The following is a 16,434-nucleotide window of genomic DNA, read 5'->3' as shown; positions in this document are numbered from 1 at the left end:
GCGGGCCACCGAGCCCGTGCGGGACCCACTCATCCGCGTCGGGCATGTGCCCGTTCTCGCTCGACCAGACGCGCGCCGTCGTCGCTGCCCTGATGGCGTACGGGCGGGAACATCAGGCCGAACTGGGCCGTGTTATTGACCGTGTCTTGGGGAGCGGTGGACATCCGAGATCACGTTATGAATAGCCTCGATTGCCTCAACCGCGCTGTCGATTCGAATGATCGTGTCGAGACCACCGTGCACAGCGCGGCTCCGTAGGGCGTACGCCGCTTTCAAACTCGTCGTGGCCTGAGGCGTTAGGATGCCCCGTCCGGTGGCCTCTCCGATCAGCATCGCCGGCGATGTATCCGTCGACGCGTCGAGACAACGACACAACGCCGCCTCCAGCGTCGACCAGGTCCAAGCCACGGCTACCGGCACCAGCTCAGGGCGGTCGAATGCCTGAGCCGTCAGGTCCCGAGCCGTCCGTAGGCGTTCTGCGATGTCGTCGGGTACGGCTGTGGAAACCTGCCACCTCCGCACATATCGTTGCAGCGATGGTTGGTCGGTGAATGCAGGTTGCTGCACGGCGAGCTTCGCGAGGTTCGCCTTGTGGGCGAGTCGAAGGGCAACTCGGGGCCGAAGATCGACGACATCAAGCAGCCTCAGCACGAAGCGGCGAACGGTGTCACGTTGAGCTGCCGGCAAGTTCTGGGCTTCCGTGATCAGGCCATCAATCACCTGGTCCGCGCCATCGTCCCTGAGCTGGCCTGCGATCTGCACGGCGTGCATCCCGACGTTTTCCCACTCTGGACTGTCTAGGCGTGGCGCAAGCTCCTGGGCCACTCGTGCAGCGTTGCAGACGGTACGAGCGAGATGATTGGCGGCACAAAACTCCATGAATGTCCGATGGAAGAATCCGTACGCCTCGTCGCCGTCGGAGGTACGCCCGCGATGGACGATGACTGCGGCACGCTGCTGAAGGAACTCCAATTCCAGCCTGGCCGCGTGCTCCACGCTGTCTCGATCGTGCGTCCGCTCGCTCAGGAAATCGCCTATCACCTTGAGGAGGGTCGCGCGGGAGATCGTCCAGTCTTCTGCGCCGTGGCTCAGCATCCAGAACGCCAGGTAGCCCAGTGCGGACATATCCACCGCCGTTGGATGGCGGACGACCTTGATCCCCCGGCTTACGTCCCAGTCCAGCCGGCTCTGCCAATACGCCTGGTAGAGCTCCGGTCCGGAACGGGGAAGGTGGCCCAGGCGCCGATACAAGTCACACAGAAGAGACAACTGTAAAGGGTTTGATCGAAGCTCACCGACGGAGGCGCTCTCCTCCATAAAACGACCGACCATCTGTTCGGCGTCATCGGGTGACACGTCGACGGCGCGGACGAACCACCTGTGCGCATACAACCGGATCTCGCCCTCATCAAGGTCGGCCAGGCCAAGCGCAGCAAACCGCGCTGGATCAAGTGCCTGTCGCTCGTATCCCACTGGGCGAGAGGTGACAAGGATCCTGGCGCGGGGATAGTCGTCAGCGAGTAGGTCGATGACCGACGAGATCAGGGCGCGATGGCTCGGCAGCGGGACCTCGTCGAGTCCGTCAAACAAGATCAACGCGTTGCCGGTGGCCAGCTGGCGCTCGATGAATCCTTCTGGAGGCTGGAGCTGGTACAGGGTTTCCAGGCGATGCTCGACGAACCCAACCACCGAGCGTGCCAGCGGAATCTCGGCCGCGAAGTCGCGGATGGGAACGAGAAACGGCACAGGAAGATCGTCATCGATGGCGTGGCGATGAGTAAGCATCGCGCAGAAGGCGCTCTTGCCGCCACCCGGGCCCGCCAAGAGGACAGCCCGGTTATACGGGCCATCCAGCCGCCAGGTGTCTGTGGTCGCGCTCGGGCCGGGATCGCCAGATCGGTCGATCACGAAGATCCGCTGAGGGACGTAAAGGTCGACGATGTCCGCTCGACCGTGGTGTAGCCACGGCAAGGAGGAGGCTCGATGCCGCTGTGCAGCCCGTTGGCGATACCGGACGAGGAACGCGAGGTCGTCCCGCTCGGGCGTGGTAGGCGGTGGCGACTCTGCCGTGGCGGCCGACCACAGGACGCGGAATCGGTCCTCGTCTCCTGCGAGTCGCTGCACGAGACTCGCCACGATCGGCCACGACGGGGTCCGGCGGCCCGCGAGCGCCTCCGAGACCGTGGTGTGGCTGACCGTACCGATCTGCTTCGCGAGGGCGCGGGCGCTGGGTGCGCCGGCCTGAGAGTGAAGTTCTCGGAGCGCAGACGCCAGCGTTTGCGCAGGGCCAGGCTTGGCCTCCTCGCCGCCGATCGTCATGATTCCCCTCTGTTGCGCTGCGTAGCGCCGGCTTGCTACCCTAACTGGCACATTGATCTTACAGGAGGATCTGCCGCAGCTCAAGGTGGGTCAGCTCGGATCTCATGATCACGTCGACGGTCACGGAGAGGCCACGTGTCGAGTAATGACAGCTTCACGGCGAGCGATGGGCAGGAGTACCAGATCTTGCCAGCTGACCTTGGGCACGGCGGGTTCGGCGCGGTGTCCGCCGGCCAACGTGCGGACGGCGTCGAGGTGGCGATCAAACGCGTTCTAGGCGCCGCAACTCGTGGCCGCGCGGGCGAACGTGAGCTGGACATTGCCCTGAAGATCGGTCAGGAACCAGTTGCGTTCCTGCTTGCGCCGTACGCCTGGGCCTATCAGGGGGATGACCTCCTGCTGGTCATGCCGCGGGCGCGTCGGAACCTCAGAGGGTGGTTCGGTAGCTTCCGTCCATTGTGGGTTTGGGCCGGCATGTGAATGTGAGGCGTGGTCGTAACCGGTAGGGCTCCGGCCGCGTTGGGCCGATCATGGGTGAGCGTGCGGCGTATCCGAGCGACCTGAACGATGATCAGTGGGCGGTGGTCGGGCCGTTCCTGCAGGCGTGGAAGGACCGGCACCCGTCGGTGTCGGGGCATCAGGGTCGGTACGAGTTGCGGGAGATCGTGAACGCGATCTTCTACCAGAACCGGACCGGGTGTCAGTGGGCGTACCTGCCGCACGACCTGCCGCCGAAGTCGGCCACCTACTACTACTTTGCCCTGTGGCGTGATGACGGCACCGACCAGGTGATTCATGATCTGCTGCGGTGTCAGGCGCGGGAGAAGGCCGGCCGTCGGGAGGATCCGACCGCGGTGGTGTTGGATACCCAGTCGATCCGGGCGGCGAACCACGTCCCGGCCGCGACGACCGGCAAGGACGCCGCGAAGAAGGTCCCAGGCCGGAAGCGGGGCCTCGCGGTCGACGCCCTCGGGTTGATCATCGCCGTGGTGGTCACGGCGGCGTCGGTCACCGACAACGCGATCGGCATCCGGCTGCTGGACAACGTCCTCGCGCACACCCCGACGGTGACCAAGGCGTGGGTCGACGCCGGGTTCAAGGACGACGTGCAGATCCACGGCGCGATTAACGGTATCGACGTCGAGCAGGTCCTTCGGTCCGACACGACCGCCGGGTTCGTGCCGGTGAAGCGCCGGTGGGTGGTCGAGCAGACCCACGGCACGCTGATGCTGCACCGCCGCCTGGTCCGCGAGTACGAAAGCCGACCGGCCTCGGCGGTGTCCCGCACCTGGTGGGCCTCGACGGCGAACCTGGTGCGTCGGTTGACCGGCACCGCCACCACGTCTTGGCGTTACCAACGGTGACCCAGCCGACGCTGCTGACCCTGCTCACCGAACGCGAAACCGCCGCCGTCCTTGCCGTTGAGCGGCTCCGCACCCAGATCGCCTCCCTCGACGAGCAACTCACCGCAGCCGAGACCGAGGTCGCCGAACTCGCCATCACCCGCAAGACGCTCCTGAGCCTGGGCGGCCCACTCGACACGACGGCACCTGCTGATCCGACCGTCGCCAGCCCCGCCTACCAACAGATCCTTGCCGTATTCCACGCCGGGACCGCGCCGATGCGCGCCAAGGACATCTGCCAGGCCCTCGGCACCGGCGCCACCGCCAAGGACACCGAGAATCTCCGCGCCAAGCTCAAACGCCTCGTCGCCCGCCAGATCCTCACCGAACCCGAGGCCGGACTGTTCACCCTGGCCCCGCCGACGACCTCGGCGTAACCCCACCAGCAGGGCCTCCAACGAACCGCCAAGCCCACACCAGACAAAGGCTCCCAAACCACCCTCTCAGAGAGCACCTCGCCCTGCACCCGGAAGGTCTGGGCGACGACGAGCAGTTGGCGGTGCTCCACGACGCAACCCGCGGTCTGGCCGAGCTCTCCTCGCTCGGAGTAGTCCATCGCGATTTCAAGCCCGCTAACCTCGTGCTCTACGAAGGTCACTGGTGCACCGCCGACTTCGGTATCAGCCGCGACTTGGACGTGCGGACGGCGACCGTGACGTTCCAGCACGCCGGGACCTGGCCGTACATCGCGCCGGAACGCTGGCGGGGTCAGCCCGCGACCCACAAGAGCGACCTGTACGCACTCGGCTGCGTCGCCTACGAGGTCTGCACCGGCCAGCAACTCTTCGTCGGAACCCAGGACGAGATTCAGGACCAACATCTGCGCGCCGCGATCCCGGCGTTGCCGGTCGCTCCAGCGCTGGCGCGATGGGTGCTGCGCCTACTCGACAAGGACCCGGCTCGCCGCCCACAGAGTGCCAGCGCCGCGTTGGCCGCGCTGCCGACCGGGATACGAGCGGGGGGTGGATTGGCGAACGCCGCGCTGGCCTTTCAGCAGCGTCAACATGCACAGACGGTCGCCGATGCACATCTGACCAGCCTCGCGGTCGAGCGAGCCAACGCTCGACGCCAGGGCCTCGCGGACCTGGCCGACCTGTGCGCGAGCGCCGCCGAGGATGCCCAGGCTGAGGTCCCAGACGTGCGCTGGGAGGACAACGGTCACGCACATGCCTTCGAGGTCGACGAGGTGCGTCTGGTGCTCACTCTGTGGCTGCGCGAACCACCCCTCTCCGCCGCCGAGCCGCTGATCATCGCGGGCGAAGCGCTCGCGTTCGTACATCGACAACGACGACGCCTGGGCAACATCGTGTGCGAGAGCATCGGCGACCAGCAGGTCTGGTATCTCGATTCATTTGTGCCGCACGCTCTTACCAGGCAGCAGGGGCAACCCCGAGGGTTCGCCGAGAACGTGTTCTTCGCCGAGCGCCCACAGATCGAGGCGGAAGGCATCCACACCTGGATACACCAGCGCACGCCGCTGACGGCAGATGTCATCGTTGAGCTGCTGGCCGCGACGATTATGGAGGCGGCCCGCGGATGAACAGCACTTGGCGCGCCCCAAACCAAGGCGACTGGTCGGCGCTGCTTTGGATTCGAGACCTCAGCAGCCCGCACCCCGCCTCAAGCGCCCGACTCGCGGCAGGGAACCTCCCCCCGGAGATACGCATCGCGATGCGCTTGGCGTGCAGTCCACTGTCGGCAACGACGCCAGTCACCTCCGACGTATCGCGGGCACTGCTGCGCACACTCAGTCAATCACCGATTCGCGATCTCATCTCCGACGTGACCCATGTGGATGGCCTTACGTGGCGCAGGTACCAAGGGCATGGCCGGATTTCGTTCGCCGCTGTGCTAGGCGATGGGGATGACAACCAGGCACCGACAGCCTGGGCGAGGTTCAACCCACCACCGCTTCCGACCGTCCAGATGTTCGGCGACCCAGCGTGCGCCGACTTCGTCCTCGCGATCGAGCCACGAACTCGTCACGGCGCCGTAAGGCCACCGAGCAACCTCAATTTCTGGTTCCGTTGGCTGGTACGAACGCTGTCGGTCCCCACCGCCGTGCGCAACCTTGCCACCGAGGAACTCGGCCTGTCGACTGCCGCGGACCCACCTGACCGGGTGGGGGTCTTCTTCAGCACCCCAAGCGCACTCACCGAGCTGGTCGACATCGGCGATCTCCCGCGTGTCCCAGGCAGCCACATCGCCCAGCGCTTCATCGCTGGTGCCGTCGCCGATCCCGGCGGACAGCATGCATCGGCGACCACACAAGAATGGGTCATGCAGCTTTGCGATCGGGACCTGCCGCTTGATGGCTACGAGCACACTCTCCTGACGATGGGGGCGTGACCACTCCGGCCCGCTGCGCGTCTTCGCCGGCTTCCTCGCTGCCGACGCTGACGCCGATCCTGCCGACGGCCTACCACCGGTAGCGGAATGGGGCGCAAATTGCTCCGCCCACAGGACCACCGTCGATGCCTGGGCCAGCACCGCAGGCCACATCTGGGATCTCCCGCTGCCCTGGCGGTGGGCTCTGGGCGTTGCCCCGAACGAGGACGGCCAGCGCTGCGCCGCAACACTGACTCACCTGGTCTGCGGCCTGCACTAGCGCGGCCAGCCTGCCGCCCTGCAGCTGGCCGCTGGCGAGCCGGACGCCCCGATCCGAGCCGTGTCGGATGCACGATGAACGCACGTTGACCCAGCCCGAACAGGTCGATGGCGGCTGCAGAGCCAGTCCGATCCCGACCTTGTGATGGCAGGAATCCGAGCGCGGAGTCCACGGACGGGAGTTTCCCCCTGGTCCTGGACACTTGAGCCTTGGATCGTGGTGGTCCGGGGAGATCAGGAGTCCCTGACAGATGGTGATGAAGCACTACCCCGCCGAGTTCAAGGCCGACGCGGTCGCGTTGTACCGGTCTCGGCCGGGGGCGACGATCGCGCAGGTCGCTGATGATCTCGGGGTCAATCGGGAGACGTTGCGCAGTTGGGTCCGCGCCGACGATCAGCGTCGGGGCGTGACGGCGGGGCCGGCGGCACCGGCGGCCGGGTCGGTGGAGGACGAGAACGCGGCGTTGCGACGCAGGGTCCGGGAGTTGGAGGAGGAACGGGACATCCTGCGGAAGGCGGCCCGGTATTTCGCCGGGGAGACGCGCTGGTGAACCGCTTCCAGTTCGTCGCCGACCACCAGGCGCGCTACGGCGTGAAGCGGTTGTGCACGGCTATCGGGGTGTCCCGTTCGAGCTTCTACTACTGGCGCTCGACCGCCGAAGCGCGGGCCGCCCGCCATGCCGCGGACGTCGCTCTCGTGGGCCGGATCCGGGCGGTGCACGCCGAACACGACGGCACCTACGGAGCACCACGGGTCACCGCCGAACTCCGCGACGCCGGTCTGGCGATCAACCGTAAACGGGTCGCCCGGGTGATGCGCCGCTTCGGCGTGCAGGGACTGCGACTGCGCCGACGAACTCGTACGACGGTGCCGGACCCGGCCGCGGCGAAGGCGCCGGACCTGATCGGCCGGGACTTCACCGCCGGGCAACCGAACCAGCGCTACGTCGGCGACATCACCTACCTACCAGTCGGTGACCGTGGCTTCCTCTACCTGGCCACCGTCCTGGACCTGCACTCCCGGCGCCTCGCGGGCTGGGCCATCGCCGATCACATGCGCACCGACCTGGTCATCAACGCCCTGCACGCCGCCCGGCGCACCCGGGGCAGCCTGCACGGGGCGATCATGCACACCGACCACGGAGCCCAGTACACCTCCCGGGCCTTTGCCGCAGCCTGCACGGCGGCAGGGGTCCGACAGTCGATGAGCGCTGTCGGCAGCTCCGCCGACAACGCCGCCGCGGAGTCGTTCAACGCCACCTTCAAACGCGAGACCCTGCAAGGCCGCCGCGCCTTCACCGACGAACGCGAAGCACGCCTGACCACGTTCCGCTGGATGCACCGCTACAACACCGTCCGACGCCACTCCCGCCTCGGACAACAACCACCGATCACCTACGAGAAGAACACCCGGCCGACGCCAGCTACGCTCGCCCCAGCCGCATAAACCCCGTGTCCAGGATCAGGGGTCAAGCCCCGACAACGCCGACAGGATCCGCGAACCAGTCGTGTGTTCACGCTCGCTCGGCGCTCCGCAGTGTCAGCGCACCGCTGAACGGGTCGTCGTGGGGGATGTCGTCGTCCCAAAAGCCGTAGCGTTGGGCAAGGAGGCTGATGACGGCATCCGGGTCAGCGGTGGCGTGATGCAGGGTCAGCCCCCCGCGTTTCAGGCTGCTCGCCGCGACAGCTCGAATGCCGGTCTCCATCGCTTCGCGCGTGACTGCCGCAGGCGAGATCCGCGGGTCGGTGGGCTGCTCAGCCCTTACCGAGTCCTCGAACAGAACGCGGCGCAGGCGTGCTGCGCTGTCGCTGGTGAGCGGCCCATGCCGCAACCCGATCCGGTGCGTGACAGTCAGGTTCATCACCACGCTGAGTGGATCGACGCGATGGCCGTCTCTCATCTACGCGACACGCCCAACACAGGCAAGTCGTACACCACTCCCGTGGACGCAACCACGGGCGATCGACGGCACCGTGTTCCCACCGGCCGAGGCGAGCACGACCATCGCCCGCCGAAAGCGGATCGGCGAGCCGGTACCTCTACGAGTGATCCTCAGCAGCTGCTGACCCTCCTGGTCACTGAGCCGCCGAACGCGAACGGGTTCTGCCACCGCCACAGCCTGACCGCCACGACCCCGCCCAGCCGACAGGCCGGGACGGCGTGTCACCCAACACCGTGAACATTCGTGGCCACGGCACTAGACACCCGCCACCGGCATGTGGAGACTGTCCCGCACCGCCGGCTACTCGGAAACGGTCGGCCGGACCGTCACCGACTGTCCACCACCCGCACGCCGCGTCCCTGCCCTTTGTCGGGCGCCTCACAATCTGCCCGGAGTTTTATGTCTCGACCTTGGCCTGCTGCGGCCATGGGCCAGCTATCGTGCTAGCGGGCGTGGGCGGTCCGCAGGTGACCGGTTGACCCGCCGGAGCCAATTGCTTCGCCCTCGTCCGACAGGTGACTCCAGCGCCACATCGGTGGTAGAAATACTGGCGATCATGACATCTGCCCAGTACGGGACAAGGTGCGTGGAACGCTTCAATCAGGCGGACGCAGACGGGTGATCATGTGAGTAGCGCGCTGCAGGACATGTGTACGGACACGGTCCAGCTGGCATCGCGCCAGGTCGCCGACTTTGTTCCAGGCGATCGGGACTGGTCCCTCCTGCAGATGTTCGGCAGTGACGTTCTCATCGCTCATCGCGTCGATGAGGCAGAGCATGATCGTCGGCAACGTGACGGCCTGGGGGTGCTGCTGTCCTCTGATCACCTTGAGCTGCTGATGTCAATGCCGGTCGGATGGCCTGTGCCGGTCTCCTCGCTGTCTCATTGTGATCAACGTACGCTACGCCAGATGCCCCAAGGTTCCGTTCGAATTGCCGCAGGAGCCGCCGAGCGGTTGGCTGTCCGTCCGGCACGGGTCGATCTGGCAGTGGTGCCGGCGACGCGCTGGCGAGCCGGCCTGGAACGTGCTGGCAGGTTCGCCCCGTTCACCGCCCGGATGATGTGGCTGCGGCGCACTCCCCTGGACGTCGACACCATGGTCCGAGAGTCGCGTCGGTTCGGCGTCGGAGTGATGGTCGGGCCCTCCGAACGGGGCGAGGTGCTAGTGCCGCCGGCGCCCTTCAACCAGCGACGGTTTACCGCCGCTGGATGGCTCTTCACCGAGCAGGCTTACCGACACCTGCGATGACGCTCGGATGGGTTCCTTCCATCAACTTCGCAAGGCGCTGCAACGTCTTGGAGGGCTTGAAGGCGTTCGCCTGCTGGATGCGCTCGTTCTCCGCCTCGTAGGCCAGGTGCGCGAGCCGGATCCGCTCGGCCAGCCACCGCTGCCGCTCCGTGCCGGTCGGTAGGGCTTGCATGTGCGCCCAGAGCGCCGACCACGAGGCGGCGTTGTGAGCGCGCGCCTCAGTGTCAACCCCCGTGTCATGGCTGTCGAATCGGTCGAGCCCTCGGCCCGCGCATACCGTGCACCAACAGGACAACGGATCCACGTTCGCCCACCGTTGCGCCAGGGTGTCGGCCCGGAAGAAATGCAGCAGTTCCAGGATGAATACTGACGGCTTGAACCGGTTCGTGATCTTCGTGGGCTGACCGGGGGGTACGAGGTGCCGCAGGCTTCCCGAGGACCCGATGCCGGCGAACATCCCGCCCTGCGCCATCGCATCCAAAGCCGTCACCGGGTCGGTCCGCCACGGTCCAACGCGGCCGATCTCCTGGTAGACACGCCGCAGGTTCCTCATGATGTCGGCGTAGGAGTCGGTCGGATTGTACTGGCCGCCGAGGACGAGCGCAATCGGGTGAGGGATCGTCTTGAGGATCGCGATGAGCTGATCGATCTTGTTGTCGCGCAGCCAGGTCACGTCCAGCGGCACCACGATGACCACGTCGGTGCGGGTTACCTCCTGAGCTGCGGAACGGATGGCCTTAAGCGCGGCCGGCTCACCGGCCTCGACGTATGCGGTAGGCGTGAAAATCGCTGAGTCCGTTCGTGCCCGCATGTCATCGAAGAAGCCGTCACGACCGAACAGGGTCTCCGGGAACAGCATCGGCGTCTCAGGGGTGGCCAGTGTCTTCTCGTAGTAGGCGAGGTCGGCCACCACTGGCAGGCGGCGACGCCCGGAGAGCTCGCCGATACGCTGCTCGCCCTGAGGGCCGCAGAGAGCGAACCCGGTGATGGTCGGGTCGAGGTACTGGGGCACGGCCCAGGTGCCCTTCGGCCTGGTCAACAGGAAGATGCGACCCTTCGTAGCTTGCTCCGCAGCCGTGGTCAGTTCGGCTGTGGCGTCCCAAGCCGGCCGTCGTGACGACGGCGGCACAGGGTCATGCGTCATCTCTCACCTCTTCTGGCGGCGCCCCGAAGGCGTCCGTGTGACGGCGGTGCCAGGTATAGCTGTTGGAACTCATCGGGGAACAGTCCGACTGTAGCCGCCAACTCCTCCACAGTGGCGCCTCGGTCGCGGACTAGGACCTGCACAACATCAAAGATCATCGATGCACTCTCAGGTTCCAGAGAAACCGGCTCGCGCGTCTTGTAGCCCAACATCGACAACTCGACCGCGAGATTGCGGTACTGCCAGTCACTCAGAGCATTCACATCGAGCGCGCGTCGGGCTAGCGCCGCCATCGAAGTCCCCCATCTGGGTTTCAGCTGCATGAGGCGGTTGACATCGACGCCTTGACGCAATTGTTCGCGGATGCTCCTGGCCGGCATCAGAAACTCACTGGCGAACATGTCGGCCTGCTTCTCCTGCGCCGTCGTGCCACCTGGAACGTGATGCATGATCACATGCCCCAGCTCATGAGCGAGACTGAAACGAGCGCGATCAGTGGACGCCGCGACGTTCACGAGAAACAGCGGGATGCCCTCGCTGGGCCAGGCGCTGACCGCATCGAGTTCCCGGGTGCCGAGGTCCCGAATAAGGACGACGGCGCCGGCACCCTCAAGGACGGCGACCACGTCAGGTATCGGACCGTCGCCCAGACTCCACTCTCGACGCACCAGCTGCGCGATCTCCTCGGGAGACTCGTCCTCAGCGAGTTCGTGCCGACGGAAGCGGTGCTGCTGATCTCCCGCTGCAGCAAGCAGTGGCGCAGTCTGACGTCGCCCGAACTTCAGCTGGTTGTGAATGCGCCGCAGAGCCGGAGCGCCCAGGGATGCCCGCTTCCGGTGGTGAATCAGGCCGACACCGACACCTTCCTCGTCGGGAGCATCGCAGAGCACGGCGACCGGGTATCCCAGCGCGGTCGAGAACGCCTCCAGGCGCTCGCCGGAGACGCTCACGCGTCCCGCTTCAGCCTTGCTGACGTACGCCTGCGAGACCGTCATCCCGAGGTGCTTCGACATGGCCTGGGCTACCTCGTTCTGGCGCAGTCCGCGAGACTCGCGCGCCTGAATGAGCATCCCCGGGTCTGCGACCAACAGCTCGGCCATCCATCTCACCACCTCTCGCCGTCGACCACAGTAACCACCCTGAAACCTGAACCACAACCTACGCCCTCAGGAAAGCGCTAGAAATTATTCGCCCTGCTGTTCGGGGTCGCCGGCTGCCCGCCGAACTCCCTGGTGGGTTGAACATGCTCCGAGACCCAGCGCAGGGACCGGTGTGGCTGCCGAGCTGGCGTCGCGCGGCCATGTCCGGCCGGGGGGTGTGCCCCGGACAGGGTGCTGCCAGAGATGCCTGCTCGATACAGTTCGTCCACTCAGGTGCGACACGAGAAGGGACGCGGACGCTGGTGGACACGGCTAACTTTCGGAGCTGGTGCACGGTGGGGACACCCGTGCCCACTGGCCAGCACCACGCCGGGCTGGTCGAGTCGTTCGACGACAGCATCGGGGTTGCCACTCTTGCTGCAGCGCTGCCGGCCGTGTACGCACCGTCTGCGGCCCTGACGGCGATGGCGCAGCGGCTAGAGAAGGACGCTCTGGCTAAGTACCTGCGTAACAAGCTGCCCACTGAGAAGGCCGCCCGCTCTGGGGACATGGGCGAGATTCTGGCGACCGCCTACCTGCGCGAGGAGGCCGGGTACGTAGTGGGGCCAAGCCGGCTCATCCACCGTGATCATCAGCAGTGGGCGATGCGAGGCGACGACGCCCTCGGGGCGAAACGGCACACCGACGGTGCACCCGTCATCGCCAAGGCCGAGGCCAAGAGCCGGACCAAACTCGGCAAACCTACCATCACCGAGGCCCGCGAGGGCTTGGCCCGCAACGACGAGCTGCCCTCGCCGCACTCGCTGACCCAGTTCGCCGACCGGCTCCTGTCGACAGCCGACGACGACCTAGGCCACGCCATTTACGATTTGCTGGTCAACAACGGGGTCCGTCCGGACCGGGTCCGTCACCTGATGTTCCTGCTCACCAGCAGCGATCCCAGCAGCCAGGTGGCCGCGGATCTTCAGGCGTACTCCGGCCGGGTGCGGCAGCTGACGATCACCGTACGGGTCCAGCAGCACCAGGAGTTTATCTGGGATACCTACGAGATGGTGATCGCCGATGGCGCGTGAGCCACAGGAGTTGGCTGCCCGGCTGACGGTGGCCACCGACGCCGGCTTCCGCGGCCGGCTCCTGGCCCGTGGACAGGCCCAGTCGGTGATTCGCCGGGCCGGGGTCCTGCCCCCGGGCGCACCCCCGTTCAGTGCCTTCCTGGACGCTGACCTGCTCAACTACGGATACGCTCTGCTGTCCACCAGCCTACTGCTGATGGAGGCCAGCAATGTGCTGCCCGAGCAGATCGTCGTCGCCCAGCGGGGATTCATCCAGAGCTCGTACGCGATCGAGGCCGCTACCCGCAACGCGGCACCCGACCCGGATCTGGTCTTCCATGGCCTAGTCGCCGGTGCGGCCAGCCACCTGGGCGGCTACGCCGCCCGCGCGTACTCGCTCATCCAGGCCAGTCGCGGGTCCGCCCGCTCAACGCCGATGGAGCAGACCCTGGCGGACCTAATCATGCGAGACCTAGGTGCCATCGAACGCCGTACCCGGCAGTTGCGGCAGTCTCCCCAGGCCACCGACGAGGCCCTGCTCGCGGCGTTCACCGGCGGGGACGACGACGCAGCCGAGGCCGCCACACCGGACCAGGTCGGCCCCGTGAACCTCCTGCTGAGCGAGAACTACCTCTCCGCGCTCTCGGCGGCGCTGTTCGCGATCGAGATCGGCGACCGGGACCTGTTCGCCGCCGCCCTGCGGGATCTGCTCCTGGGCGAGCAAGCGTCCTCCGACGTGCGCGCACCCGGGCCCTGGTGGATCTACCGCCTCACCCGGCACCTGCTCGGCGGCCTATTCGACACCAGCCTGGAAGCCACAATCCCGCAGGCCCCGCCGCCAGGGGCCGCCGATCGGCTCGAACGGTGGCGCGAGCTGCGGGACACATTCGTCACCTCGCTGCTGGCCCGCGACCGTGCCGAGATCGACCTGTGGCCGTCCCAACTGCACGTCGTCAACCGGATCTTCCAGAACCTGCACGATCTCGTCGTCGCGCTCCCGACCAGCGCCGGCAAGACCCGCATCGCCGAGCTGGCGATCCTGGCGTGCCTGGCCCGTGGACGCCGGACGGTCTACATCACTCCGCTGCGGGCCCTGTCCGCGCAAACCGAACAGGTGCTGACCCGCACCTTCACCCCGCTGGGCATCCGCGTCTCGTCGCTCTACGGCAGCATGGGCGCCAGCAACGTCGACGAGGACACCCTGCGCTCCAGCGAGATCGTCGTCGCGACCCCCGAGAAGCTGGACTTCGCGCTGCGCTGCGACCCATCCGTCCTCGACGATGTCGGCCTAGTCGTGCTGGACGAGGGCCACATGATCGGAGCCACCGAGCGCGAAGTCCGCTACGAGGCCCAGATCCAGCGGTTGCTGCGCCGATCCGATGCCGACCTGCGTCGCATCCTGTGTCTGTCAGCGGTGTTCCCCTCCGGCAGCGACCTCGACGACTTCGTCGCGTGGATCACCGACGACGAGCCGGACGGCCTGCACCGCGAGCAGTGGCGGCCCACCCAGCAACGCTTCGGCCTGGTCGAATGGCGCGGCGACCATGCCCGGCTGGAGATCACGCTCGGTCCGGAGCAGTCGTTCATTCCGCGCTACTTCGAAGCCAGGACACCGCGCCGGCCATTCCGCCGAAAGTTCCCGTCCAGCCAGCGCGAACACGTCATCGCCACCGGGTGGCGGCTCGTCGAGGAGGGCCAGACCGTCCTGGTCTTCTGCCCGCAGCGCAACACCGTCGAGAAGTACGCGGAAACGATCATCGAGCTGCACTACCGGGGTCTCGTCGCCTCGGTGCTGCCGCCCGACGTCGACCTCAGCGACGCGCTAGCCGTCGGTGCCGAGTGGTTCGGCGCCGACCATCCCATCCTGCGGTGCCTGCAGCTCGGCGTGGCCATTCACCACGGCGCCCTGCCCGGCCCCTTCCGGCGCGAGATCGAGCGGCTCCTGCAGCGCAAGATCCTGAAAGTGACCATCGCCTCTCCGACACTGGCCCAGGGCCTGAACCTGTCCGCCTCGGCGGTGTTGTTCCACGGGATACGCCGCGGCCAGGACCTGCTGAACGGTGCCGAGTTCGCGAACGTGATTGGCCGCGCCGGCCGGGCCTTCGTCGATACCGAGGGCCTCGTCCTGTATCCGCTGTTCCAACCCGCTGCTTGGCGCCGCCAGGAGTGGCACGAGCTCACGCAGGGTGACAGCGGCCGACCACTGCAATCAGGACTCATCGGCATCGGCATCGCCCTTCTGAGGCAGATGGCCGAAACTCACGGGATCTCCGCCATCGAACCGCTGCTCAGCTATGTGACCGGCGGCCCGGACTGGGCACTGCCGGTGCACACACCCGGCACAGACGAAGGTGCCGCCGCAGCAGCCTGGCGGGACAACCTCGCGCTGCTCGACCTCAGCATCCTGAGCATCGTCGGCGAAGCAGACCAGGACACGGTCGCCGACGCGGCAACGCAAATCCTGGCCGACGGTCTGCGTGACTCGCTATTCGAGCGGCAACTGCGCCGCTACAACCAGCCATGGCAGGCCGCGCTGCGCGAGCTCGTCGTCCGCCGAACCCGGCACCTGTGGCAGACCGCCACCAGCTCACAACGTCGTGGCTGGTACTTGGCCGGGCTGGGCGCGCAAGCCGGCACCGAACTCTCGCAGGTCTCCGGGCGCATCGTCGCCCTGGCCGGTCAGGCCGAAACCGCGCTCATCGGCGACGACCACGAACAGGCCGCCGACCTGATCGTCCAGATCGCCGACATCGTGTTCGCGATGGAGAAGTTCGCGCCGAAAAACCCGCTCGCCAACCGAGACTACGTGATCCGCCACTGGGTGCAAGGCACCGCCCTCGCCGACGTGGCCGGCGACCGCGTCCAGATCGCACAGTTCATCGAAACCGACCTGATCTACAGCCTGGTGTGGGGCTTGGAAGCCGCCCGGGTCTACGAAGCCGCCCAGAACAACCCCGACGCCGGTGCCCTGCTGGGCAGCGCGGTGACCGCGATCGAAACAGGAACCTTCCACCCCTCGGCCGCCATCCTCATCCGCTCCGGCTTTGACTACCGCCTCGCTGCCATCGTGGCGGTGACCGACTCCGACGCCACCTTCGACTCGGTGGCCGGCATGCACCAGTGGATCGATGACCTGGACCCCTGGCTGGCCTCTGACCCGCACTGGCCGACCCCGGAATCCCGGGCGGCGTGGGAAAGGTTCGCGAACCCCTCCCGGACCCGCCGGTCGCGTCGATGGCTGCCACAAAGCGTCGCGATCCCGGAGGTCACCTGGTACGCGACTGTACCCGCACCCGGGACGTGGCTGCGCATCACCGATGCCGGACGAGCAAGAATCGCGATCTGGTCCACCGGATTCGATCTGCTGGGCGAAGCCGCCGTAGACCTCGCCCCGCACCGGCACGGCGTGCTTCGCGGCCAGCGGCCACCAGCCGGCACCGGAATCCGGCTGCACTACCGCGGACCCAGCGATCTGTTCCTGCCGTCGGGCGCCTCCGCGTGAGACACGCGCGGCCCGCGACAGTCGTCTACTCGAGAACGATCTCCAATGGTTCTGTCGGTGGCGAGCCGTACTATCTCCTACCGCCCATTACCCAACGTGAGGGGAACTAGCAAT

Annotated in this window: 12 protein-coding genes and 1 pseudogene; 9 read left to right on the top strand and 4 right to left on the bottom strand. The window is 66.8% G+C overall.

The window, feature by feature from the left end; all coding sequences use genetic code 11:
* Positions 1-132: 132 nt before the first annotated feature.
* Positions 133-2,319, bottom strand: coding sequence for an NACHT domain-containing protein (locus tag O7633_RS26015; protein WP_282324267.1), 2,187 nt, complete (start codon positions 2,317-2,319; stop codon positions 133-135).
* Positions 2,320-2,454: 135 nt separating this feature from the next.
* Here O7633_RS26015 and O7633_RS26010 point away from each other — a divergent pair, with 135 nt between their 5' ends.
* The 6 genes and pseudogenes from O7633_RS26010 to O7633_RS25985 all read left to right on the top strand — a co-directional run bounded on the left by O7633_RS26010 (position 2,455) and on the right by O7633_RS25985 (position 7,776).
* A complete protein-coding gene (locus O7633_RS26010) occupies positions 2,455-2,799 on the top strand; it encodes a hypothetical protein (RefSeq protein WP_282324266.1) in 345 nt (114 codons plus the stop codon).
* 50 nt (positions 2,800-2,849) lie between these two features.
* Positions 2,850-3,683: an IS5 family transposase gene (locus O7633_RS26005; protein WP_229406985.1), complete on the top strand. Its 834-nt coding sequence runs from the start codon at positions 2,850-2,852 to the stop codon at positions 3,681-3,683.
* A complete protein-coding gene (locus tag O7633_RS26000; protein WP_043960814.1) occupies positions 3,680-4,099 on the top strand; it encodes a hypothetical protein in 420 nt (139 codons plus the stop codon). The genes O7633_RS26005 and O7633_RS26000 overlap by 4 nt, the downstream gene beginning before the upstream one ends.
* Positions 4,100-4,170: 71 nt before the next feature.
* Positions 4,171-5,262: pseudogene (locus O7633_RS25995) on the top strand (protein kinase); the annotation flags it as partial.
* Between the two features lie 242 nt (positions 5,263-5,504).
* On the top strand, positions 5,505-6,071 hold the full coding sequence (locus tag O7633_RS25990; protein WP_282324265.1) for a hypothetical protein: 567 nt from the start codon (positions 5,505-5,507) through the stop codon (positions 6,069-6,071).
* Positions 6,072-6,580: 509 nt separating this feature from the next.
* A protein-coding gene (locus O7633_RS25985; protein ID WP_282323940.1) for an IS3 family transposase occupies positions 6,581-7,776 on the top strand; the annotation gives its coding sequence in 2 pieces (ribosomal slippage) (positions 6,581-6,866 and positions 6,866-7,776; 1,197 coding nt in all).
* A gap of 67 nt (positions 7,777-7,843) precedes the next feature.
* On the opposite strand, the gene O7633_RS25980 is transcribed toward O7633_RS25985, so the two are convergent.
* Positions 7,844-8,197 carry a hypothetical protein gene (locus O7633_RS25980; protein WP_282324264.1) on the bottom strand — a complete coding sequence of 118 codons (354 nt, stop codon included), beginning with the start codon at positions 8,195-8,197 and terminating at the stop codon, positions 7,844-7,846.
* A 701-nt stretch (positions 8,198-8,898) separates the two neighbouring features.
* Here O7633_RS25980 and O7633_RS25975 point away from each other — a divergent pair.
* Positions 8,899-9,522, top strand: coding sequence for a hypothetical protein (locus O7633_RS25975; protein ID WP_282324263.1), 624 nt, complete (start codon positions 8,899-8,901; stop codon positions 9,520-9,522).
* On the opposite strand, the gene O7633_RS25970 is transcribed toward O7633_RS25975, so the two are convergent.
* Together O7633_RS25970 and O7633_RS25965 are read right to left on the bottom strand one after the other, a co-directional pair.
* On the bottom strand, positions 9,491-10,666 hold the full coding sequence (locus O7633_RS25970) for a hypothetical protein (RefSeq protein ID WP_282324262.1): 1,176 nt from the start codon (positions 10,664-10,666) through the stop codon (positions 9,491-9,493). The genes O7633_RS25975 and O7633_RS25970 overlap by 32 nt on opposite strands.
* On the bottom strand, positions 10,663-11,766 hold the full coding sequence (locus O7633_RS25965) for an XRE family transcriptional regulator (protein WP_282324261.1): 1,104 nt from the start codon (positions 11,764-11,766) through the stop codon (positions 10,663-10,665). The genes O7633_RS25970 and O7633_RS25965 overlap by 4 nt, the downstream gene beginning before the upstream one ends.
* A gap of 347 nt (positions 11,767-12,113) precedes the next feature.
* On the opposite strand from O7633_RS25965, the gene O7633_RS25960 reads away from it, so the two are divergent.
* Entirely contained in the window at positions 12,114-12,839 is a 726-nt protein-coding gene (locus O7633_RS25960; RefSeq protein WP_282324260.1) for a Hachiman antiphage defense system protein HamA, read from the top strand.
* Complete coding sequence (locus O7633_RS25955) at positions 12,829-16,320, top strand: DEAD/DEAH box helicase (protein WP_282324258.1); 3,492 nt, start codon at positions 12,829-12,831, stop codon at positions 16,318-16,320. The genes O7633_RS25960 and O7633_RS25955 overlap by 11 nt, the downstream gene beginning before the upstream one ends.
* Positions 16,321-16,434: the final 114 nt, after the last annotated feature.

The organism is Micromonospora sp. WMMD712 (assembly GCF_029581295.1).
Classification (GTDB): Bacteria; Actinomycetota; Actinomycetes; order Mycobacteriales; family Micromonosporaceae; genus Micromonospora; species Micromonospora carbonacea.
This window is presented reverse-complemented; position numbering and strand designations above follow the sequence as displayed.

Bases quoted from the DNA above. Each gene is read 5' to 3' on its own strand.
- O7633_RS26015 (WP_282324267.1), bottom strand. From the start codon at position 2,319: ATGACGATCGGCGGCGAGGAGGCCAAGCCTGGCCCTGCGCAAACGCTG.
- O7633_RS26005 (WP_229406985.1), top strand. From the start codon at position 2,850: ATGGGTGAGCGTGCGGCGTATCCGAGCGACCTGAACGATGATCAGTGG.
- O7633_RS25970 (WP_282324262.1), bottom strand. From the start codon at position 10,666: ATGACGCATGACCCTGTGCCGCCGTCGTCACGACGGCCGGCTTGGGAC.
- O7633_RS25965 (WP_282324261.1), bottom strand. From the start codon at position 11,766: ATGGCCGAGCTGTTGGTCGCAGACCCGGGGATGCTCATTCAGGCGCGC.
- O7633_RS25955 (WP_282324258.1), top strand. From the start codon at position 12,829: ATGGCGCGTGAGCCACAGGAGTTGGCTGCCCGGCTGACGGTGGCCACC.